Genomic DNA, 20,701 nt, shown 5'->3' on the forward strand with positions numbered 1-20,701 from the left:
CATGATGTCAGGACTAAATGGCGCAGCCATTTTCGTAATTCAAACCCTGGGTAGCCTCTACCTGCTGATCGTACTGCTGCGGTTCATCCTGCAGCTGGTGCGCGCCAACTTCTACAACCCGCTGTGCCAGTTCACGGTCAAGGCCACCCAGCCTTTGCTCAAGCCTCTGCGCCGGGTGATTCCAAGCCTGTTCGGCCTGGACATGTCGTCCCTGGTACTGGCAATCGTCGTGCAGATGGTGATTTTCGCCGTGGTACTGACGCTCAGCTACATGTCGTTCAACGTGCTGGGCCTGCTGTTATGGGCGATCATTGGCGTGACCGCACTGTTTTTGAAGGTGTTCTTCTTCGCCATGATCATCAGCGTGATCCTGTCGTGGGTTGCACCGGGCAGCACCAGCCCGGGCGCTGAACTGGTCAACCAGATCACCGAGCCTGCCCTGGCACCGTTTCGCCGCTTCCTGCCAAGCATGGGCGGCCTGGATATCTCGCCGATCCTGGCGTTCATGGTCATCCAGTTGATCCAGAGCTACGTGATCCCGCCATTGGCGATGTACGTCGGCATGCCGGTCGTGTTGTTCGGCCTGATCTGATGAGCTACTTCCGTTGGGACGGCGAGGACCTGATTCTCGACTGTCACCTGCAACCCAAGGCCAGCAGCGACGAGTTCGCTGGCTTGCACGGTGATCGTCTGAAAATCCGCCTCACTGCCCCGCCGGTAGAAGGCAAGGCCAATGCCCACCTGATGGCTTTTCTGGCCAAGGCGTTTGGCATCTCCAAAAGCCAGGTAAGCCTGATCAGCGGCGAACTGAACCGTCAGAAACGGGTGCGCTTGCACGGCCCGAAAAAACTGCCGGACCTGCCGGGGCTGGCCAGGCCCACACTTTCGTAGCAGCTGCCGAAGGAACGAGGCTGCGTTCGATTGCGAAGCGATCATAAAACCAGCATGTCCTTTTTAACTGACACACCGCATTACCTGAAATTACGACGGCTTCGCCGCCGAACGCAGCCTCGTTCCTTCGGCAGCTGCTACGGAATTTCTTGTCCTTGCTGCTGGGTCCCCCGCTCATTAGACTTACGCCTCATTTAAATGAGAGCAGGTCGATGCCAGCTGCCTTTCCCCCCGATTCCGTTGGTCTGGTTGTGCCGCAAACGGCGCACTTCAACGAGCCCCTGGCGTTAGCCTGCGGCCGCTCGCTGCCTGCCTACGACCTGATTTACGAAACCTACGGCCAGCTCAATGCCACCGCCAGCAATGCGGTACTGATCTGTCATGCGCTGTCAGGGCACCATCATGCGGCGGGCTATCACAGCGCCGATGATCGCAAGCCCGGCTGGTGGGACAGCTGCATCGGTCCCGGCAAGCCAATCGACACCAACAAGTTCTTCGTCGTCAGCCTGAACAATCTGGGCGGCTGCAACGGCTCTACCGGCCCCAGCAGCACCAACCCCGAAACCGGTCGCCCGTTTGGCGCCGAGTTCCCGGTATTGACCGTCGAAGACTGGGTCCACAGTCAGGCACGTCTGGCCGACCGGCTGGGTATCTACCAGTGGGCCGCCGTGATCGGTGGCAGCCTGGGCGGCATGCAGGCGCTGCAATGGAGCATCAGCTACCCGGATCGCCTGCGCCATTGCCTGGCGATTGCCTCGGCACCCAAATTGTCTGCGCAAAACATCGCGTTCAACGAAGTCGCCCGCCAGGCCATCCTCACCGACCCCGAGTTCCACGGCGGTTCGTTCCAGGAAAAAGGCGTAATCCCCAAGCGCGGCCTGATGCTGGCACGCATGGTAGGGCACATCACTTATCTGTCCGATGACTCGATGGGTGAAAAATTCGGCCGTGGCCTGAAAAACGAAAACCTCAACTACGACTTCCACAGCGTCGAGTTCCAGGTCGAGAGTTACCTGCGTTATCAGGGTGAAGAGTTCTCCGGCCGTTTCGACGCCAATACCTACCTGCTGATGACCAAGGCGCTGGACTACTTCGACCCCGCGGCCAATTTCGACGACGACCTGGCCAAAACCTTTGCCGGTGCCAAGGCGCGCTTTTGCGTGATGTCGTTCACCACCGACTGGCGCTTCTCGCCGGCCCGTTCGCGGGAGCTGGTGGATGCCCTGATGGCCGCGAAAAAAGACGTGTGCTATCTGGAAATCGACGCTCCGCAGGGCCATGACGCCTTCCTGATCCCGATTCCGCGCTACCTGCAAGCCTTTCGCAACTACATGAACCGAATAGAACTGTGAGAACGCCATGAGAGCCGACCTGGAAATCATCCAAGACTGGATCCCCGCCGGCAGCCGCGTGCTCGACCTCGGTTGTGGTGATGGTGAGCTGCTGAGCTGGCTGCGCGACAACAAACAAGTCACCGGCTACGGCCTGGAAAACGACCCGGACAATATCGCCGAGTGCGTTGCCAAGGGCATCAACGTCATCGAGCAAGACCTCGACAAAGGCCTGGGCAACTTCGCCAGCAACAGTTTCGACATCGTGGTCATGACCCAGGCGCTGCAAGCCGTGCATTACCCCGACCGGATCCTCGACGAGATGCTGCGCGTGGGTCGCCAATGCATCATCACCTTCCCCAACTTCGGCCACTGGCGCTGCCGCTGGTACCTGGCCAGCAAGGGACGGATGCCGGTTTCCGACTTTCTGCCCTACACCTGGTACAACACGCCGAACATCCACTTCTGCACCTTCGAAGACTTCGAAGCGCTGTGCCGTGGTCGTGAAGCCCGGGTGATCAACCGTCTTGCCGTGGATCAACAACACCGACACGGGTGGGCAAGCAAGATATGGCCTAACCTGTTGGGCGAGATTGGCATTTATCGTGTCAGCAGCCCTGGCCTTCAAGATCATCAGGTCGCGGTCTAAACCAGCAAGTTCAAGGAGAGTGACAATGGGTCGTATTGGATTACTACTGCTTTCAATGTGTTTTGGCATGCAGGCGTTTGCCGGTGACGGAACCTCTGCCCAGCGTCAGCAGACGTTTGGCGACACAACGGTGTATTACAACGCGTTCCCGTCGACTTTCCTGACGCCGGACATCGCCAACGAATTTCAAGTCACCCGCAGCAAAACCAATGCGGTCCTGAACATCACCCTGAACAAGGGCGGCAAAAACATTGCCGCCAACGTTCAGGGCACGGTCCAGAGTGGCGACGCCAAACCGACACCGCTGACGTTCCGGCAGGTGGGCAAGAACGGCGAAATCAACTATCTGGCCCAGTTCCCGGTGGCCGGACCGCAAACCTTCACCTTCAAGATGGATGTGAAGGCTGGCGGCGCAACCTCTGAAACCATCCAATTTTCTCAAATGGTCGCTCCAATCGAATGATGAACCTCACGCAACTGGTACTGGCTAGCCACAACGCCGGCAAACTCAAAGAACTTCAGGCCATGCTCGGCGAGTCGGTGCAGTTGCGCTCGATTGGAGAGTTCAGCAGCGTCGAACCGGATGAGACCGGTTTGTCGTTTGTTGAAAACGCGATTCTCAAAGCCCGCAATGCGGCGCGCATCTCGGGTTTGCCGGCACTGGCCGACGATTCGGGGCTGGCGGTGGACTTTCTCGGTGGCGCGCCGGGCATCTATTCGGCGCGTTACGCTGACGGCCAAGGTGACGCGGCGAACAACGCCAAGCTGCTGGACGCCCTCAAGGACGTGCCTGAAGCCGAGCGCGGCGCACAGTTTGTCTGCGTGCTGGCTCTCGTCCGCCACGCCGATGATCCGCTGCCGATTATCTGCGAAGGCTTGTGGCACGGGCGCATCCTGCCTGTGGCCAGTGGCGAACACGGTTTTGGCTATGACCCGCTGTTCTGGGTCCCAGAGCGCAACTGCTCCAGCGCCGAACTCAGCCCGATCGAGAAAAACCAGCTGAGCCATCGTGCCCGGGCCATGGTTCTTCTGCGTCAGCGTTTGGGCCTGAAATGACCCACGACACACCTCCACAGCCGCTCTATCTGGGCGCGGCTGGCTTTACCCAGCAGGCGCCGCGCGCGCCGCTGAGCCAATTGCCACCCCTGTCGCTGTACATCCATATCCCGTGGTGCGTGCGCAAATGCCCGTACTGCGACTTCAACTCCCACACCGCAAGCCCGGTGCTGCCCGAAGACGAGTACGTCGACGCGCTGCTGGCCGATCTTGATCAGGACCTGCATGCCGTCTATGGCCGTGAGCTGAGCTCGATATTTTTCGGCGGCGGCACACCCAGCCTGTTCAGCGCGCAATCCCTGGGGCGCTTGCTCAAGGGTGTTGAAGCGCGTATCCCGTTTGCCAGCGATATCGAAATCACCCTGGAAGCCAACCCCGGTACGTTCGAGCAGGAAAAGTTCGTGGCCTACCGCCAACTGGGGATCAATCGCCTGTCGATTGGTATCCAGAGCTTCCAGCAAGAAAAACTGCAGGCCCTGGGCCGCATCCACAACGGTGACGAGGCCGTGCGTGCGGCCGGGATGGCGCGTCAGGCGGGCTTTGATAATTTCAACCTGGACTTGATGCACGGCTTGCCCGATCAGTCGCTGGAAGACGCCCTGGGCGACCTGCGCCAGGCGATCGCACTCAAGCCGACCCACCTGTCGTGGTATCAGCTGACACTGGAACCCAATACCGTGTTCTGGAACCAGCCGCCGGTTCTGCCTGAAGACGACACCCTGTGGGATATTCAGGAAGCCGGCCAGGCCCTGCTCGCCGAACACGGCTACGCCCAGTACGAAGTTTCGGCTTATGCCCAGCCCGGTCGTGCGGCGCGGCATAACCTCAACTACTGGAGCTTTGGCGACTTTATCGGCATCGGCGCCGGAGCCCACGGCAAATTGAGCCATCCCGATGGCCGTATCGTACGCACCTGGAAAACCCGCCTGCCGAAGGACTACCTGAATCCAGCTAAAAACTTTCAAGCAGGCGAGAAAACCCTTACAGCCGAAGAGCTACCTTTCGAGTTTCTAATGAACGCCTTGCGCCTGACCGATGGCGTCGACTCGGTGCTCTACCCTCAGCGCACCGGGTTGCCCCTGGAAAGCCTGAGCATTGGACGCAAAGAAGCCGAACAAAGTGGCTTATTGCAGGTCGAACCGTCACGCCTGGCGGCAACCGCCCGGGGCCAGCTGTTTCTCAACGACTTGTTGCAGCACTTTTTGACCTAAGGAACTCGAATGGACTTGGTACTTGACCTGCTTGCCACCGTATCGCGCTGGAGCCGCAGCCATCTCTCGGAGATCGCTCTGGCATTGATTGGCTGTGTGCTGGTGCTGTTTGGTGCCGACTTCAAGGGCTGGGTCGAACAACGTCTGGGCAGCATCGCCGGCGCCTTGCGCGTACCGCTGATGGCCTTGCTGTGCCTGATCGGCAGCGGCGCTGCGTTGATCTATGCCACGCCGTGGGTGGAGCGCGGATTGAGCCAGTTCAACAACTACAGCCTGGCGCCGGTGTTGTTGGTGGTGCTGGTGTTGATCGGGGTTGTGGCGGATCGACGCTGAGACCACATAACTGCTGTGGGAGCGGGCTTGCTCGCGATAGTATCGCCGGGGTCTGCAGGTAGACCGCGCCGTCTGCATCGCGAGCAAGCCCGCTCCCACATCTTGACCGGCCCCAAAGCAGGGTGAGGCCGGTATCAGAAAAACCGCTTACGCCAGTTTTTCGAACTTCAAATCCCACACACCATGACCCAGACGTTCGCCGCGGCGTTCGAACTTGGTCACCGGGCGCTCAGGCGGACGCGGCACGCAAAGGCCATCTTCAGCCAGGTTGCGGTAGCCCGGCGCGACGTTCATCACTTCCAGCATGTATTCAGCGTACGGTTCCCAATCGGTAGCCATGTGCAGCACACCACCGGCCTTGAGCTTGGAGCGCACCAGCTCGGCGAAGGATGCTTGCACGATCCGGCGCTTGTGGTGACGGCTCTTGTGCCAAGGGTCCGGGAAGAACAGCAACAGACGGTCAAGGCTGTTGTCTGCCACGCAACGGGTCAGCACTTCGATCGCATCGCAATCGTAAACCCGCAGGTTGGTCAGGCCCTGGGTCAGCACGCCATTTAACAGCGCGCCCACACCCGGGCGGTGAACCTCTACCCCGATGAAGTCCTGCTCAGGCGAAGCAGCCGCCATTTCCAGCAGGGAATGGCCCATGCCAAAGCCGATTTCGAGGGTACGCGGCGCGGAGCGGCCGAACACCTGATCAAAATCGACCGGCGCGTCAGCCAGCGGCAGTACATAGAGCGGCGTACCTTGATCGAGGCCGCGTTGCTGGCCTTCGGTCATGCGCCCGGCGCGCATCACAAAACTCTTGATGCGGCGGTGTTGGCGATCTTCGCCTTCTTCCGGGATTGGGGTGTCTAGTGATTCAGTCATCAGTGGCTCTTACTTGATCAGACCATCCAGCGGCGAAGAGGCGCTGGCATAGAGTTTTTTCGGCATGCGCCCGGCCAGATACGCCAGACGGCCCGCCACAATGGCGTGCTTCATGGCTTCGGCCATGATGATCGGGTGCTGGGCGTTGGCGATGGCCGAGTTCATCAGCACCGCCTCACAGCCCATTTCCATGGCAATGGTCGCGTCGGAGGCAGTACCCACACCCGCATCGACCAGCACCGGAATTTTTGCTTCTTCAAGAATGATGCGCAGGTTGTACGGGTTGCAGATCCCCAAACCTGTACCAATCAGGCCAGCCAGCGGCATCACGGCAATACAGCCCATGGCTTCAAGCTCGCGGGCAATGATCGGGTCATCACTGGTGTACACCATGACGTCAAAACCGTCCTTGACCAGAATCTCGGCGGCCTTGAGGGTTTCGATGACGTTGGGGAACAGGGTCTTCTGATCTGCCAGCACTTCGAGCTTGACCAGCTTGTGGCCATCGAGCAGTTCACGGGCCAGGCGGCAGGTGCGCACGGCTTCGACCGCGTCATAGCAACCGGCGGTGTTCGGCAGGATGGTGTAGCGATCCGGCGGCAACACGTCCAGCAGGTTGGGCTCGCCCGGGTTCTGGCCGATGTTGGTGCGACGCACAGCAACAGTGACGATTTCAGCACCCGAGGCTTCGATGGCCAGGCGGGTTTCTTCAAGGTCACGGTACTTGCCGGTGCCTACCAGCAAACGCGACTGATAGGTACGGCCAGCCAGGATAAAGGGCTTGTCGCTGCGAACGTTGCTCATCGGGAATCCTCTTTAATTATGTGCACTGTGGGCCGGGCGTGAAGTGTGTGGCAAAACCTAGCCGCCACCGATGGCGTGCACCACTTCAACCTGATCGCCTGCTTTGAGTACCGTTTCGGCATGCTGGCTGCGCGGGACAATGTCCAGATTGAGCTCGACCGCGACCCGACGGCCCGTCAGCTCCTGGCGTGCCAGCAGATCCGCGACGGTCTCGCCGTCCGGTAGTTCAAAGGATTCACCGTTCAACTGAATGAGCATGCGCGACGCTGCCTTCATTTTAAGGGGCCAGCATTCTAGCCCGATCAGTCAGGCCGACCCAAGCCATTCATCTTGTGGCCTCAGCTCAGGCGCCAGGCGGCCAGCCCCAAACACAGCCAGCCGGCCAAAAATGCCAGGCCACCGAAGGGTGTAATGATCCCCAGCTTGCTGATGCCAGTCATGGTCAGCAGGTACAGACTGCCCGAGAACAGCACGATCCCGAGGGCGAAACAGATACCTGCCCAGGTCACCAGGCGTCCGGGCAGATGCGTGGCAAGCAATGCCACGCCGAAAAGGGCCAGGGTGTGGACCAGTTGGTAGGTCACGCCTGTATGAAAAATAGCCAGATACTGCTCACTCAAGCGACCTTTCAGGCCGTGGGCGGCGAATGCGCCCAGCGCAACACCGGTAAAGCCAAAGAAAGCGGCCAGCATCAAATAAGTGCGCAGCATGGGGTAACTCCAGTCAGGATCATCGAATGGCGCAGGGTCTGTATAATGGCCCGCTCAACGGGTTCGGCCAAGCCATCTATGCTGCGTTTTCTTGTTCACCGCTTTCTTAAAGCCCTGCTCTGGTTCGCAGTGGGCAGCGCATTGCTGGTGCTGATCTTTCGCTGGGTGCCACCACCCGGCACTGCACTGATGGTCGAGCGCAAGGTCGAGTCCTGGTTCGATGGTGAGCCCATCGACCTGCAGCGCAGCTGGCGGCCGTGGGATGAAATCTCCAACGACCTCAAAGTCGCAGTCATGGCTGGCGAGGATCAGAAATTTCCCGAGCACTGGGGTTTCGACTTCGGTGCAATCCGCGCTGCCCTGGTGCACAACGAGCAGGGCGGCACATTGCGCGGCGCCAGCACGCTGAGCCAGCAAGTGTCGAAGAACCTGTTTTTATGGTCGGGCCGCAGCTGGTTACGTAAGGGCCTGGAAGCCTGGTTTACCGGGCTGATTGAAATCCTCTGGCCCAAGCAGCGAATTCTTGAGGTGTACCTCAACAGCGCAGAGTGGGATGAAGGTGTATTCGGCGCAGAAGCGGCAGCTCGCCATCACTTCGGCGTGAGTGCCAAGAACCTTTCAACCCAGCAGGCCAGCTACCTGGCAGCGGTGCTGCCCAGCCCGTTGAACTGGAGCGCCAGCCACCCCAGCACCTACGTGAGCCGCCGCGCAGGCTGGATTCGCCAGCAGATGCGCCAGTTGGGCGGTGATAGCTACCTCGACACCCTGAATAACTCGCGCAAGGCGCCGTGGGCTGACTGAAGCGGCCCCCCGCCCATGAGTTTGTGGGAGCGGGCTTGCTCGCGATGCGCAGCGCTCGGTTTGTCAGGCCAACCGCAGTGATGCCGTCGCGAGCACGCCCGCTCCCACACCATCCGCGCCGTAGAATGAACGCAACTGCAACACACACAAAAACGCCCCGACTCTTGCGAGCCGGGGCGTTTTTTTATCGAGCCGGGTTAGGCGGCAATCGACAATTTGAGCTTGTTCATCGCGCTTTTTTCAAGCTGACGAATCCGCTCGGCAGACACGTTGTACTTCTGTGCCAGGTCGTGCAGCGTGGCTTTCTCTTCAGCCAGCCAGCGCTGATACAGAATGTCGCGACTGCGGTCGTCCAGCACTTCCAGCGCTTCATGCAGGTTGCTGGTGGAGTTATCGGTCCAGTCAGCATCTTCCAGTTGGCGCGCCGGGTCGTACCGATGGTCTTCCAGGTAGTTGGCTGGCGACTGGAATGCACTGTCGTCGTCAGCTTCAGCTGCCGGGTCGAAGGCCATGTCATGACCGGTCAGGCGGCTTTCCATCTCGCGTACTTCACGAGGCTCTACGCCGAGGCTTTCAGCCACACGATGAACTTCGTCGTTGTTCAGCCAGGCCAAACGTTTTTTCTGGCTGCGCAGGTTGAAGAACAGTTTGCGCTGAGCCTTGGTGGTCGCAACTTTCACGATCCGCCAGTTACGCAAAATGAACTCGTGGATCTCTGCCTTGATCCAGTGAACGGCGAACGACACCAGACGCACGCCCATTTCAGGGTTAAAGCGTTTGACCGCCTTCATCAGGCCGACGTTGCCTTCCTGGATCAGATCAGCCTGAGCCAGGCCATAGCCCGAATAACTACGGGCAATGTGTACAACAAAACGCAGGTGGGCGAGCACCATCTGCCGAGCCGCCCCCAAATCCTGCTCATAATAGAGACTCTCGGCCAGTTCACGCTCCTGCTCCGGTGTCAGCAGTGGAATGCTGTTCACCGTGTTGACATAGGCCTCAAGGTTCGCACCAGGGACCAACGCATACGCAGGTTGCAAAGAAGTGGTCATACGAAAAAACCTCCGTCTTACATAACTCGTGCAGTTCAGCACTGCGAAAGTTGACCGGAAACCTGGAAAAAAGTTCCCAAAAAAAGCTGAAAAGGTCAACAGGTGTAAAGACACTACTTGGGCGAAAGCTCACGTAAGTGACGCGCGACTGCAATCCATGCACCGATATACCCTAACAACACCGCGCCAAGCAAGAGAGACAGACCATCGGCTACCGGCACACCCGCCAGGGCAAAATTGCTGCCATACAGACCAGCCAATCCCACCACCGCGTCGTTTAGCCAATTCAGGCCGAAAGCCAAAACGCCCCAGGAAAGCACTCCCGCACCGAAACCATACAGCGCGCCCATGTATAGAAATGGCCTGCGCACATAGCTGTCAGTACCACCGACCAGCTTGATGACTTCAATTTCGATACGACGATTCTCGATATGCAAACGAATCGTATTACCGATGACCAGCAGCAAAGCTGATACCAGCAACACCGTCAAGCCAAACACAAAACGGTCACCCAATTTCAAGATGGCCGCCAAGCGCTCGACCCAGACTAGATCAAGTTGCGCCTGTTGCACCTTTGGCAACTGCGCAAGACGCTCGCGAAGCGCCTCAAGCGTGGCTTTATCGACCTCGGCCGGAGTCACGAGCACTACGCCCGGCAACGGGTTATCGGGCAGTTCTTTTAGCGCTTCGCCCAGCCCTGACTGCTGCTGGAACTCTTCAAGGGCTTTTTCACGGCTGATGAATTCTGCGTCAGCCACCCCCGCCATACCTTTTATCTGATCGCTGAGTTTTTCACCCTGCTCGCTGCTGGCATCCATCTGCAAGTACAGAGAGATTTGCGCTGCACGCTGCCAGGAACCTCCCAAGCGCTCGACGTTGTTAAGCAACAACGACAAGCCCATGGGCAGACTCAGAGCAACGGCCATCACCAGACAGGTAAAAAAACTGCCAATGGGCTGCTTGCCCAGGCGCTTGAGGCTATCTAGCAAGCTTGCACGGTGAGCCTCAACCCAGGCGTGAAACAACATGCCAAAGGTCGGACCATCGTCATCGTCGTGTTTTTTCTTCGGTGGCTGCGGATCGGCTGCCTTGGGTGCTACGCGTTCGGACACTTTGGAGCTGCGTGTTGCACTCATACAGCGGCCTCCCCGTCGCCAATCAATCGCCCGCGCTGCAAAGTCAGCATGCGATGGCGCATGCGTGCGATCAGGGCCAGGTCATGGCTGGCGATCAGTACGCTGGTGCCCAAACGGTTGATGTCTTCAAATACGCCCATGATTTCCGCCGCCAGACGCGGATCGAGGTTACCGGTGGGCTCATCGGCCAGCAGCAAGGCCGGACGATGGACGATGGCTCGGGCAATGCCCACGCGTTGTTGCTGACCTGTGGACAAGTCACCTGGATAAAGATCGGTTTTGTCCGACAGCGCAACACGCTCCAGCGCCGAGTCGACTCGCTTGGCGATTTCAGGTTTGGACAACCCGAGAATCTGCAGCGGCAAGGCGACGTTGTTGAACACCGTGCGATCAAACAACAGCTGGTGGTTCTGGAACACCACGCCGATCTGGCGACGCAAGAAAGGAATCTGCGCATTGCTGATCTGCCCCAGGTCCTGCCCGGCCAGCAGCAACTTGCCGGTGGTCGGACGTTCCATTGCCAGCAGCAGGCGCAACAGCGTGCTTTTACCTGCGCCGGAGTGGCCGGTCACAAAGAGGAATTCGCCCCGACGGACCCGAAAGCTCAGCTCGTGCAGGCCCACGTGTCCATTTGGATAGCGCTTACCGACCTGCTCGAAACGAATCATGGACGCTCCCGCTCCGCAAACAGAGCCTGGACAAAGGGTTCGGACTCAAAGTCACGCAAATCATCAATGCCTTCACCCACACCGATAAAGCGGATCGGGATATTGAATTGCTTGGCCAAGGCGAAAATCACCCCGCCCTTTGCCGTGCCGTCCAGCTTGGTCAGCGCCAGGCCTGTGAGGGCAACGGTCTGATCAAACTGCTTGGTCTGGCTGATAGCGTTCTGCCCTGTGCCGGCATCAAGTACCAGCAACACTTCGTGCGGGGCATCGGCGTCGAGCTTGCCGATAACCCGACGAACTTTCTTGAGTTCTTCCATCAGGTTGTCTTTGGTGTGCAGGCGACCGGCGGTATCAGCGATCAATACGTCGATGCCACGGGCCTTGGCGGCTTGCACGGCGTCAAAAATCACCGATGCCGAGTCAGCGCCAGTGTGCTGGGCGATGACCGGGATATGGTTGCGCTCGCCCCACACCTGCAACTGCTCAACGGCCGCGGCGCGGAAGGTATCACCGGCCGCCAGCATGACTTTCTTGCCTTCAAGCTGCAGCTTTTTGGCCAGCTTGCCGATGGTGGTGGTTTTACCGGCACCGTTGACGCCCACCACCAGAATCACGAATGGCTTGTTTTGCGATTCGATTTTCAGCGGCTGTTCAACCGGCTTGAGCATGGCCGCCAGCTCGTCCTGCAACGACTTGTACAGTGCGTCGGCATCGGTCAATTGCTTGCGTGCGACTTTCTGCGTCAGGTTTTTAATGATCACCGACGTTGCTTCAACGCCCACATCGGCGGTCAGCAAACGGGTTTCGATCTCTTCGAGCAGATCGTCATCAATGGCCTTTTTACCCAGAAACAGGCTGGCCATGCCTTCGCCAATGCTGGCGCTGGTCTTGGACAGACCTTGCTTGAGACGGGCAAAGAAGCCTGTCTTGGGTTCAGCGGCAACCACCGGAGCCGGCACCGGGGCTTCAACCACAGGAGCGGCTGCAGCCACCGGAGCTGGCACGATAACCGGCTCAACAACGGCAACTGGCTCTGGCTCTGGCTCAACGATGGGTTCAACCACCTCGGGCTCTTCAATCACAGGCTCCGGGGCAATCACCGGCTCGGGAACAACCACCTCAGGCTCAGGAATCGGAGGCACGACATGCGGCGCTTGCACGTCGGCAACCAGTGCCACCGGCTCTTCGGGAACAGGCAACGGCGGCCAGGGCGCCGCCTCAAGGGCGACAGGCGGTTCAATGGCTGGCTCAACCGCTGGTGCTGCGGCCACGACGACCACTTCAGGCGTTGCCTCGACGACCACCACAGTGGCCTCAATCAACGGCTGCGGGGTAATTTCGGGCGCAGGCGCGGGCTGTTCCACGACGGTTTCCTGCGGCTTTCTGCGCAGCCATCCGAACAGGCCTTTTTTCTCGCCAGCCGCAGCTGGGTTCTTCTTGTCGTCGTTGGAACCAAACATGGAGGACGGCTATCTCATCGTAGCGGCGCGCCACTGTGGCGCCCCGGCAAATAATATTCGGTGTGAAACAGACTGTAATTTTGTCAGCTTGTTCGCACGCAACTGTGTTCAGAGGGTAAAACGCACCTCGTGAACTTCGTCTTAACTCGGGTCTGTCACGGGAAAGTCGGCAAAAATGCGAAATTTACCGGGATACATCCACACTTCCAAGCGGGCTCCTATACTGCCCGATCAACCTTAGTCTGATCGTCAATGGCCTGATAGGCGTGGCCGCCAGTAAAACGGATCAGTATCCTAGCACCTCCTCACCTGCAGACGCTAAGGCCGAGCAGGTAGCCCAACAGGTTAAAAAACGAATGAATCTAGCCCGCCGCGCTGCTGGCCTGTTGCTCAGCACAGTTTTACTTCCGCTTTCGGCCCTGGCGGCCGAACCGCAGCCGACCCACGAATTCCGCCTGGACAATGGCCTGAAAGTCATTGTGCGCGAAGACCATCGCGCGCCCGTAGTGGTCTCCCAGGTCTGGTACAAAGTGGGTTCCAGTTTCGAGACGCCCGGCAAGACCGGCCTCTCCCACGCCCTTGAGCACATGATGTTCAAGGGCAGCAACAAGGTCGGCCCCGGCGAGGCCTCCCTGATCCTGCGCGACCTTGGCGCCCAGGAAAACGCCTTCACCAGCGACGACTACACCGCCTATTACCAGGTGCTGGCCCGCGACCGCCTGGGCGTGGCCTTTGAACTTGAGGCCGATCGCATGGCCAGCCTTCGCCTGCCGCCTGAAGAGTTCAAGCGCGAGATCGAAGTGATCAAGGAAGAACGCCGCCTGCGCACCGACGACCAGCCCATGAGCAAAGCCTACGAGCTGTTCAGTGCTATGGCCTTCCCGTCCAGCGGCTACCACACTCCGACCATCGGCTGGATGGTGGACCTTGAGCGCATGAGCGTTGGCGAACTGCGCGCATGGTACGAAGAGTGGTATGCGCCCAACAACGCCACGTTGGTCGTGGTCGGCGACGTGACCCCGGATGAAGTCAAAGCCCTGGCTCAACGCTACTTCGGGCCTGTTCCAAAACGCGAAATTCCTGTCGCCAAAATCCCGCTGGAGCTGCCAACCCCTGGCGAGCGCCTGCTCAAGATCCACGTACAGACCCAACTGCCAAGCTTGATGCTGGGCTTTAACGTGCCAAGCATTGCGACGGCCAAAGACCCGATCACCGCCAATGCCTTGCGCCTGATTTCTGCGCTGCTGGACGGCGGCTACAGCGCACGCATGCCGACCCAGCTTGAGCGCGGTGAAGAACTGGTCTCCGGGGCATCGTCCAGCTACAACGCCTTCACCCGTGGCGACAGCCTGTTCATGCTTTCAGCAATGCCCAACAGCCAGAAAAAAGTCACCATGGCCCAGGCCGAAGCGGGTTTGTGGCGTTTGCTCGACGACCTGAAAAAGACCCCGCCTACCACTGAAGAACTTGAGCGCGTGCGTGCCCAGGTGATTGCCGGCCTGGTCTACGAGCGCGACTCGATCACCAGCCAGGCCACCTCGATTGGCCAACTGGAAACCGTCGGCCTGTCCTGGAAGCTGATGGACTCCGAGCTGGCTGACCTGCAAAAGGTCACACCGGCCGATATCCAGCAAGCCGCCCGCACCTATTTCACTCGCGACCGCCTGAGCGTTGCGCATGTTCTGCCCGAGGAGAAAACCCATGAGTGAGCGTAAAGCCTCCCGCTTCGCCCTGCTCGGTCTGAGCGCTGCCGTTCTGGTTGGCGCACTCGGCTACTTTTTTGCCAATCCCGACCAATCGGTTGCAAGCCAGGCGCTGGACAAGGCCAAGACCGAGCAAAAACTCCAGTCATTGGCCGAACTCGACGGCAAGGCACCCAGCCACCGTGCGTTGAACGTGCAAACCTGGAAAACCGCCGAAGGCTCCAAAGTGCTGTTCGTCGAAGCACGGGAGCTGCCGATGTTCGACCTGCGCCTGACCTTCGCCGCCGGCAGCAGCCAGGACGACAACACCCCCGGCCTGGCTCTGCTGACCAACGCCATGCTCAACGAAGGCGTGGCCGGTAAAGATGTAGGCGCCATCGCCCAGGGCTTTGAAGGCCTGGGTGCCGACTTCGGCAATGGTGCTTATCGCGATATGGCCGTTGCCTCACTGCGCAGCCTGAGCGATGTGGACAAACGCACTCCGGCGCTCAATCTGTTCGCCGAGGTGGTGGGCAAGCCGACATTCCCGGCTGACTCCCTGGCGCGGATCAAAAACCAGTTGCTCGCCAGCTTTGAGTTCCAGAAGCAAAACCCTGGAAAACTGGCCAGCGATGAGCTGTTCAAGCGCCTGTACGGCGATCACCCGTACGCTCACGCCAGCGATGGCAACGCCCAAAGCATCACCTCTATAACCATCGATCAGCTCAAGGCCTTCCACAACAAGGCCTACACCGCTGGCAACGCAGTCATTGCGATCGTTGGCGACCTGTCTCGCGCTGAAGCAGAAGCCATCGCAGCCCAGGTTTCGGCCGCGCTGCCCAAGGGCCCGGCCGTTGCAAAAACAGTGCAACCGAGCGAGCCAAAACCCGGCGCAACCCACATCGAGTTCCCGTCCAAGCAAACCCACTTGCTGGTGTCCCAACTGGGCATTGACCGTGACGACCCCGACTATGCCGCATTGGCGTTGGGCAACAGCATCCTGGGTGGCGGCGGTTTCGGCACGCGTCTGATGACTGAAGTGCGTGAAAAGCGCGGCCTGACCTATGGCGTGTATTCCGGCTTCAGCCCGATGCAAGCCCGTGGCCCGTTCATGATCAACCTGCAAACCCGTGCCGAATTGAGCGAAGGTACGCTCAAATTGGTGCAAGACATTTTGGCTGATTACCTGAAAAATGGTCCGACGCAAAAAGAACTCGACGATGCCAAGCGTGAACTGGCAGGCAGCTTCCCGCTGTCCACTGCCAGCAACTCAGCCATCGTCGGCCAACTTGGCGCAATGGGCTTCTATGATTTGCCTTTGGACTATCTTGAAACCTTCATGCAGAAATCCCAGGACCTGACCACCGATCAGGTCAAGGCCGCCATGAACAAGCACCTGAGCGCCGACAAAATGGTCGTAGTGACCGCTGGCCCAACCGTGCCGCAAAAACCACTGCCACCTCCTACCGACAAACCTTCAGAGCAACCTCTTGGGGTTCCGGAGCATTAATGGCAAAGCCAAAAAACACATCGCACTCAGGTGCGGGTCAGTTACGCATCATTGGCGGGGAATGGCGCAGCCGCAAGCTCGACTTCCCCCATGTAGAGGGCCTGCGTCCGACACCGGATCGCGTGCGAGAAACCCTGTTCAACTGGTTGGCCCCGCACATCGGCGGCGCCAAGGTACTGGACGTATTCGCCGGCAGCGGCGCGCTGTTCCTTGAAGCCATGTCCCGCGGCGCAGCCAAAGGCGTGGCACTGGACAGCAACCGCGATGCGATTTCCAACATTCGCGAGAACATGGGCATCCTGCGCTGCACGGTCGGCGAAGTGCAGCAGACCGACGCCCTTCGTTATCTGGACGCGACGGCAACTGACACGTTCGACGTGGTTTTCCTGGACCCGCCGTTCAACAAGGACCTGCTCAAGCCGGCCTGCGACCTGCTGGAGCAACGCGGCTGGCTGGCCGATGACGCATGGGTTTACACCGAAAGCGAAGTCCGTCCATCGGAACTGAGCCTGCCTGCCAACTGGCGCCTGCACCGCGAGCAAAAAGCCGGGGGCGTGAACTACGCCCTGTGGCAGCGTGAGGCTGCGGCCGCACAATAACCTGTAGCCGCTGCCGCAGGCTGCGATCGAGCCCGAAGGGATCGCTCTTTTTCAAGAGCAAAGATTCTTCGGCCCTTATCGCAGCCTACGGCAGCGGCTCCACGGTCCGAGCGATGCCTTGAGCGCGCCTGCAAACACACAATCCCTGCGCAACACCCTCTCCTGCCTTCGCAAGCTCAGCCGGTTCTTTTGATGGGACCCCGTTGCATGCCAGCCATCAGATAACTAACAGGCCATTACGCAACACTTGGGCGCCGGGCTGCTATGTGGCAATTTAGACACCCGCCGTACCTGTCATCCGATGAGAACCACCGTGCCTTTTTCAGCCAGCCATGCTTTACCCCTCAAGCCGTTTGTCACGGCGTCGGGTTTGGGTAATCCCCATATCCAGACGTTATGGGGACCGTTATGGCGCACAAAACCTGCCATCGAACATCGGCGCGAACGCATCTGGCTCAAGGATGGCGACTTTCTCGATCTGGACTGGCACGGCACGCCGCAGGCATATGCCCCCGTCGTTCTGGTGCTGCACGGCCTGACCGGCTCATCGGGTTCGCACTATGTTCTGGGGCTGCAAAACGCCCTTGCCGCACGCGGCTGGACCAGTGCTGCACTGAACTGGAGAGGCTGCTCGGGCGAACCCAACCTGTTGGCTCGCAGCTATCATTCAGGCGCCAGCGAAGACCTGGCCGAAGCCGTGGCGCATTTGCGCGCCACACACCCGCTGGCGCCGCTGTATGCCGTGGGCTATTCGCTGGGGGGCAATGTGCTGCTCAAGTATCTGGGCGAAAGCGGCCACGAGAGTGGCTTGCAAGGTGCCGTCGCCGTGTCGGTACCGTTCCGCCTTGACCAGTGTGCAGACCGGATCGGCCTCGGGTTTTCGAGGGTCTACCAGGCTCATTTCATGCGCGAGATGCTGGCCTACGTCAAAGTCAAAAAGCACCGGTTCCAGCTCGATGCCCAACACGAAGGCCTGGCCAGGCTGGCCGAGCTGGGTTCAGTGAAGACGCTGGGCAAGATGCGCACCTTCTGGGAATTCGATGACCGTGTGACAGCCCCCCTTAACGGCTATCTCAACGTCGATGATTACTACCGTCGCGCCTCCAGCCGTTATTTCCTCGGTGCTATCGACACCCCAACCCTGATTATCCAGTCCACGGACGATCCGTTCGTGTTCAAGCACAGTATCCCTGAAGCCAGCGAGCTGTCGCCCAGCACGCAACTTGAATTGCACGCCAAAGGCGGACATGTCGGCTTTTTGGAAGGTACGCCGACCAGGCCGGGTTACTACCTTGAGCGACGGATTCCCCAATGGCTGGCCGCGCTGCGGCTTGAGTCCGAGTAATGGACGCACAGCAGGGTGAGTCGATTCGCTTCTGGCAGACGCCGCCCCTGACGGGCGTCGAATTGCTCACGGCGCGCTATATCGAGCACCGCTTCGTGCCCCATGTGCATGATGGTTTTGTGATCGGCATGATCGTCGAGGGTGCCCAGCGTTATCGCTATCGGGGCGCCGAACACCTGGCCGCCACGGGCACGCTGGTGCTGATCAACCCGGACGAAGTCCACAATGGGCACAAAGGCCATGATGCGGGCTGGCGCTACCGGGCTTTTTACCCGGACAACGCACAAATTCAACAATTGCTCGAAGAACTCGAACTGCCCGCCACGCACTTGCCGACCTTCAATGACACATTGCTGTACGACAGCGACCTGTTTCACGGGTTGTTCAAACTGCATCAATTGCTCGAAGGGCCAGAAACGGCCTTGCACCAGCAAACTGTATGGCGCCAGATGATGCTAGCCCTGCTCAATCGCCATGCCCGCCTGCCGATGCCGGCAAAACCCGGCGTCGAGCATCGCGCCGTAAGCCGGGCCAAGGAACTGTTAAACGCCCGGCTGGCAGAGCCACCCTCACTGGAAGAGCTCGCCGCAGCGGTCAACTTGTCTGCGTTCCACTTTGCCCGGGTGTTTCAACGGGCCACTGGCATGCCGCCACACACCTGGCTGATGCAGCAGCGCATCGCCCATGCCCGGGCTTTGTTGCAACAAGGCTGCTTGCCGCTACAAGTGGCGACGCAATTGGGTTTTGCCGACCAGAGCCACCTGAGCCGGCAATTCAAGAAGGTCTATGGCGTTGGCCCTGGTGCGTATCGCTTGGCCAGTGCCAACTCGGACCGCCGATGATTGCACTCCGCCTCTGTGGGAGCGGGCTTGCTCGCGATGGCATCAGCGCAATTCACCTGATAGACCGCGCCGCCTGAATCGCGAGCAAGCCCGCTCCCACACACTAAACCGCCCTCGGTTGATCAATCGCCGGTAGCAATGCCACGCGCCGGATCGTTGATCCATTCACTCCACGAACCTGCATAGAGTTTGCCCAGCGGATAACCCGCCAGCCCCAGCGCAAAAAGGTTATGACACGCCGTCACGCCGGACCCGCAATAGGCCACCAGCTCTTCGGGCGAGCGATCCCCCAGCTTTTCGGCGAACCGCTGCTTGAGTTGCTCGGCAGGCAAAAAACGCCCCGTGCTATCAAGGTTTTCGCTGAACGCTGCGCACTGCGCACCTGGAATATGTCCGGCAACAGGATCGATGGGCTCCACCTCGCCTCGAAAGCGCGGCTGCGCACGGGCGTCGATCAAGGTCATCTGCGGTTTGCCGAGGCGCTTTTGCAGTTGCTCCGCGCTGAGCAGCATATGGCTGTCAGGTTTACCTTCGAACGTACCGCGCAACGTCGGGGCCGCATCCAGGCTCAGGGGAAAGCCCGCTCCATGCCAGGCCTTGAGGCCGCCATCCAGGATAAACACGCCGTCGCGCTTGCCCAGCCAGGTCAGCAACCACCATGCCCTAGCAGCAAAGGCACCGGGACCATCGTCATACAGCACCACATCGCTGTCGGCATTTACACCCCAGGCGCGCAGTCGCTCCACAAGGGTGCGCGGATCGGGCAGCGGATGGCGACCTGTCACGCCCTTGATCACCGGCCCGCTCAGGTCACGCTCAAGGTCGGCAAACTGTGCGCCGGCAATGTGCCCTTCGGCATAACTGCAACGGCCATAATCCGGGTCTTCCAGGGCAAAGCGACAGTCCAGAATAACCAGACCGGGCTGCGCCTGACGTTCATTCAGGGCTTGAGGGCTGATCAGTTGCGCAACGGGCATAGTGAACTCCTGTGAGGGGGTGAAATGCAGTTATTGAGCGTACAGCGCATGTTCCAGGGGAACGTAATATTCCTTGATCAGGTCATCGACTGCTTCACGGGCCTGGTCGGTGACAAACCCCGCCTCCAGCACCAGCAGTTGATACACACCACGCTTGATCGCCTGCTCGCTGAGCTGCTCACTGTTCTCACGGGTGGTGCATAAAAATCCGACCCACGAGGTAAGAATAATCCACGCGTTAAGGCTCAAGGATTCGATTTGCTGGGAGGTCATACGCAAGATTTCGGCCTCGACGAATCCGGCATAGATCGCCTGCGCCTGAGCCAGGCAGTGCTGTGAAAAGCGTCGATAGCGGATGGCCAGTTCCGAATCGCTGTGCAGTAAATGCTCAATGTCGCGGTACAAAAAACGGTAGCGCCACATGGCATCCAGCAGTTGCTGCAAGTAATGGCGCTTGTCGGCAACGGTGGGCAAACGCCCTTCTGGCGGGTGTAAAAAACTCAATATTAGTGCTTCGTACTCACTGAACAACACCGAGATGATCGCCTGCTTGTTCGGGAAGTGGTAATACAGATTGCCCGGCGAAATTTCCATATGGGCCGCAATGTGGTTGGTACTTACACTGCGTTCGCCCAGCTGGTTAAAAAGCTCCAGGCTGCTATTGGCGATGCGCTGGCTGGTTTTTAGTCGTATGGCCATGGGCTTGCGCTTAATTTAAAAACGAAAGGCATCTTACGGCCTAACCTTGAATCGATAAACAACACGGGTGTCAGG

At 59.3% G+C, this 20,701-nt stretch carries 24 protein-coding genes; 14 read left to right on the forward strand and 10 right to left on the reverse strand.

Annotated elements, in window-relative coordinates:
• Positions 1-4 precede the first annotated feature (4 nt).
• From AACY07_RS21050 to AACY07_RS21085, 8 genes are all read left to right on the forward strand, one after another.
• Positions 5-592, forward strand: coding sequence for a YggT family protein (locus AACY07_RS21050; protein ID WP_133075167.1), 588 nt, complete (start codon positions 5-7; stop codon positions 590-592).
• Positions 592-891 (forward strand): DUF167 domain-containing protein, encoded by a 300-nt coding sequence (locus AACY07_RS21055; RefSeq protein ID WP_048352495.1) that lies wholly within the window; start codon positions 592-594, stop codon positions 889-891. Before AACY07_RS21050 ends, AACY07_RS21055 begins: the two co-directional genes overlap by 1 nt.
• Positions 892-1,103: 212 nt before the next feature.
• Positions 1,104-2,243 carry a homoserine O-succinyltransferase MetX gene (gene metX / locus AACY07_RS21060; protein ID WP_339477293.1) on the forward strand — a complete coding sequence of 380 codons (1,140 nt, stop codon included), beginning with the start codon at positions 1,104-1,106 and terminating at the stop codon, positions 2,241-2,243.
• 7 nt (positions 2,244-2,250) lie between these two features.
• A complete protein-coding gene (gene metW / locus AACY07_RS21065; protein ID WP_133075164.1) occupies positions 2,251-2,871 on the forward strand; it encodes a methionine biosynthesis protein MetW in 621 nt (206 codons plus the stop codon).
• Positions 2,872-2,896: 25 nt separating this feature from the next.
• The gene (locus AACY07_RS21070) at positions 2,897-3,334 is read left to right on the forward strand and encodes a DUF4426 domain-containing protein (RefSeq protein WP_339477294.1); all 438 of its coding nucleotides are present in this window, start codon (positions 2,897-2,899) and stop codon (positions 3,332-3,334) included.
• Entirely contained in the window at positions 3,331-3,927 is a 597-nt protein-coding gene (rdgB, locus tag AACY07_RS21075) for an RdgB/HAM1 family non-canonical purine NTP pyrophosphatase (RefSeq protein ID WP_133075162.1), read from the forward strand. The genes AACY07_RS21070 and rdgB overlap by 4 nt, the downstream gene beginning before the upstream one ends.
• Complete coding sequence (gene hemW, locus AACY07_RS21080; protein WP_326425038.1) at positions 3,924-5,138, forward strand: radical SAM family heme chaperone HemW; 1,215 nt, start codon at positions 3,924-3,926, stop codon at positions 5,136-5,138. The genes rdgB and hemW overlap by 4 nt, the downstream gene beginning before the upstream one ends.
• A gap of 9 nt (positions 5,139-5,147) precedes the next feature.
• On the forward strand, positions 5,148-5,471 hold the full coding sequence (locus AACY07_RS21085; RefSeq protein WP_019828049.1) for a DUF3392 domain-containing protein: 324 nt from the start codon (positions 5,148-5,150) through the stop codon (positions 5,469-5,471).
• A 147-nt stretch (positions 5,472-5,618) separates the two neighbouring features.
• Here the strand turns inward: AACY07_RS21085 and trmB are convergent, their stop codons facing one another.
• The 4 genes from trmB to AACY07_RS21105 form a co-directional block, all read right to left on the reverse strand.
• Positions 5,619-6,341, reverse strand: coding sequence for a tRNA (guanosine(46)-N7)-methyltransferase TrmB (gene trmB, locus AACY07_RS21090; RefSeq protein ID WP_133075160.1), 723 nt, complete (start codon positions 6,339-6,341; stop codon positions 5,619-5,621).
• Between the two features lie 9 nt (positions 6,342-6,350).
• Positions 6,351-7,145 (reverse strand): thiazole synthase, encoded by a 795-nt coding sequence (locus AACY07_RS21095; protein WP_048361267.1) that lies wholly within the window; start codon positions 7,143-7,145, stop codon positions 6,351-6,353.
• 57 nt (positions 7,146-7,202) lie between these two features.
• Positions 7,203-7,403, reverse strand: coding sequence for a sulfur carrier protein ThiS (gene thiS, locus AACY07_RS21100; protein WP_016782550.1), 201 nt, complete (start codon positions 7,401-7,403; stop codon positions 7,203-7,205).
• 80 nt (positions 7,404-7,483) lie between these two features.
• On the reverse strand, positions 7,484-7,855 hold the full coding sequence (locus AACY07_RS21105; protein ID WP_133075159.1) for a DUF423 domain-containing protein: 372 nt from the start codon (positions 7,853-7,855) through the stop codon (positions 7,484-7,486).
• Between the two features lie 45 nt (positions 7,856-7,900).
• Here AACY07_RS21105 and mtgA point away from each other — a divergent pair, with 45 nt between their 5' ends.
• Entirely contained in the window at positions 7,901-8,656 is a 756-nt protein-coding gene (gene mtgA, locus AACY07_RS21110; protein ID WP_133075158.1) for a monofunctional biosynthetic peptidoglycan transglycosylase, read from the forward strand.
• 197 nt (positions 8,657-8,853) lie between these two features.
• Here the strand turns inward: mtgA and rpoH are convergent, their stop codons facing one another.
• The 4 genes from rpoH to ftsY form a co-directional block, all read right to left on the reverse strand.
• A complete protein-coding gene (gene rpoH, locus AACY07_RS21115) occupies positions 8,854-9,708 on the reverse strand; it encodes an RNA polymerase sigma factor RpoH (protein WP_004419731.1) in 855 nt (284 codons plus the stop codon).
• 113 nt (positions 9,709-9,821) lie between these two features.
• The gene (ftsX, locus tag AACY07_RS21120) at positions 9,822-10,844 is read right to left on the reverse strand and encodes a permease-like cell division protein FtsX (protein WP_339477300.1); all 1,023 of its coding nucleotides are present in this window, start codon (positions 10,842-10,844) and stop codon (positions 9,822-9,824) included.
• A complete protein-coding gene (gene ftsE / locus AACY07_RS21125) occupies positions 10,841-11,512 on the reverse strand; it encodes a cell division ATP-binding protein FtsE (protein WP_019828060.1) in 672 nt (223 codons plus the stop codon). Before ftsE ends, ftsX begins: the two co-directional genes overlap by 4 nt.
• Positions 11,509-12,972, reverse strand: coding sequence for a signal recognition particle-docking protein FtsY (ftsY, locus tag AACY07_RS21130; RefSeq protein WP_339477304.1), 1,464 nt, complete (start codon positions 12,970-12,972; stop codon positions 11,509-11,511). Before ftsY ends, ftsE begins: the two co-directional genes overlap by 4 nt.
• A 356-nt stretch (positions 12,973-13,328) precedes the next feature.
• On the opposite strand from ftsY, the gene AACY07_RS21135 reads away from it, so the two are divergent.
• The 5 genes from AACY07_RS21135 to AACY07_RS21155 all read left to right on the forward strand — a co-directional run bounded on the left by AACY07_RS21135 (position 13,329) and on the right by AACY07_RS21155 (position 18,950).
• A complete protein-coding gene (locus AACY07_RS21135) occupies positions 13,329-14,681 on the forward strand; it encodes a M16 family metallopeptidase (protein ID WP_133075155.1) in 1,353 nt (450 codons plus the stop codon).
• Positions 14,674-16,164, forward strand: a complete 1,491-nt coding sequence (locus AACY07_RS21140; RefSeq protein ID WP_133075154.1) for an insulinase family protein — start codon at positions 14,674-14,676, stop codon at positions 16,162-16,164. Before AACY07_RS21135 ends, AACY07_RS21140 begins: the two co-directional genes overlap by 8 nt.
• A complete protein-coding gene (gene rsmD, locus AACY07_RS21145) occupies positions 16,164-16,763 on the forward strand; it encodes a 16S rRNA (guanine(966)-N(2))-methyltransferase RsmD (protein ID WP_133075153.1) in 600 nt (199 codons plus the stop codon). Before AACY07_RS21140 ends, rsmD begins: the two co-directional genes overlap by 1 nt.
• Before the next feature lie 301 nt (positions 16,764-17,064).
• A complete protein-coding gene (locus AACY07_RS21150; RefSeq protein ID WP_339477307.1) occupies positions 17,065-18,108 on the forward strand; it encodes a hydrolase in 1,044 nt (347 codons plus the stop codon).
• Positions 18,108-18,950 (forward strand): AraC family transcriptional regulator, encoded by an 843-nt coding sequence (locus AACY07_RS21155; protein ID WP_339477308.1) that lies wholly within the window; start codon positions 18,108-18,110, stop codon positions 18,948-18,950. Before AACY07_RS21150 ends, AACY07_RS21155 begins: the two co-directional genes overlap by 1 nt.
• A gap of 122 nt (positions 18,951-19,072) precedes the next feature.
• Here AACY07_RS21155 and AACY07_RS21160 read toward each other — a convergent pair whose 3' ends face one another.
• Positions 19,073-19,927 (reverse strand): sulfurtransferase, encoded by an 855-nt coding sequence (locus tag AACY07_RS21160; RefSeq protein WP_339477309.1) that lies wholly within the window; start codon positions 19,925-19,927, stop codon positions 19,073-19,075.
• A 30-nt stretch (positions 19,928-19,957) separates the two neighbouring features.
• Complete coding sequence (locus tag AACY07_RS21165) at positions 19,958-20,626, reverse strand: TetR/AcrR family transcriptional regulator (RefSeq protein ID WP_339477310.1); 669 nt, start codon at positions 20,624-20,626, stop codon at positions 19,958-19,960.
• Positions 20,627-20,701 lie beyond the last annotated feature (75 nt).

The organism is Pseudomonas sp. RL_5y_Pfl2_69 (genome assembly GCF_963970465.1).
Lineage (GTDB): Bacteria > Pseudomonadota > Gammaproteobacteria > Pseudomonadales > Pseudomonadaceae > Aquipseudomonas.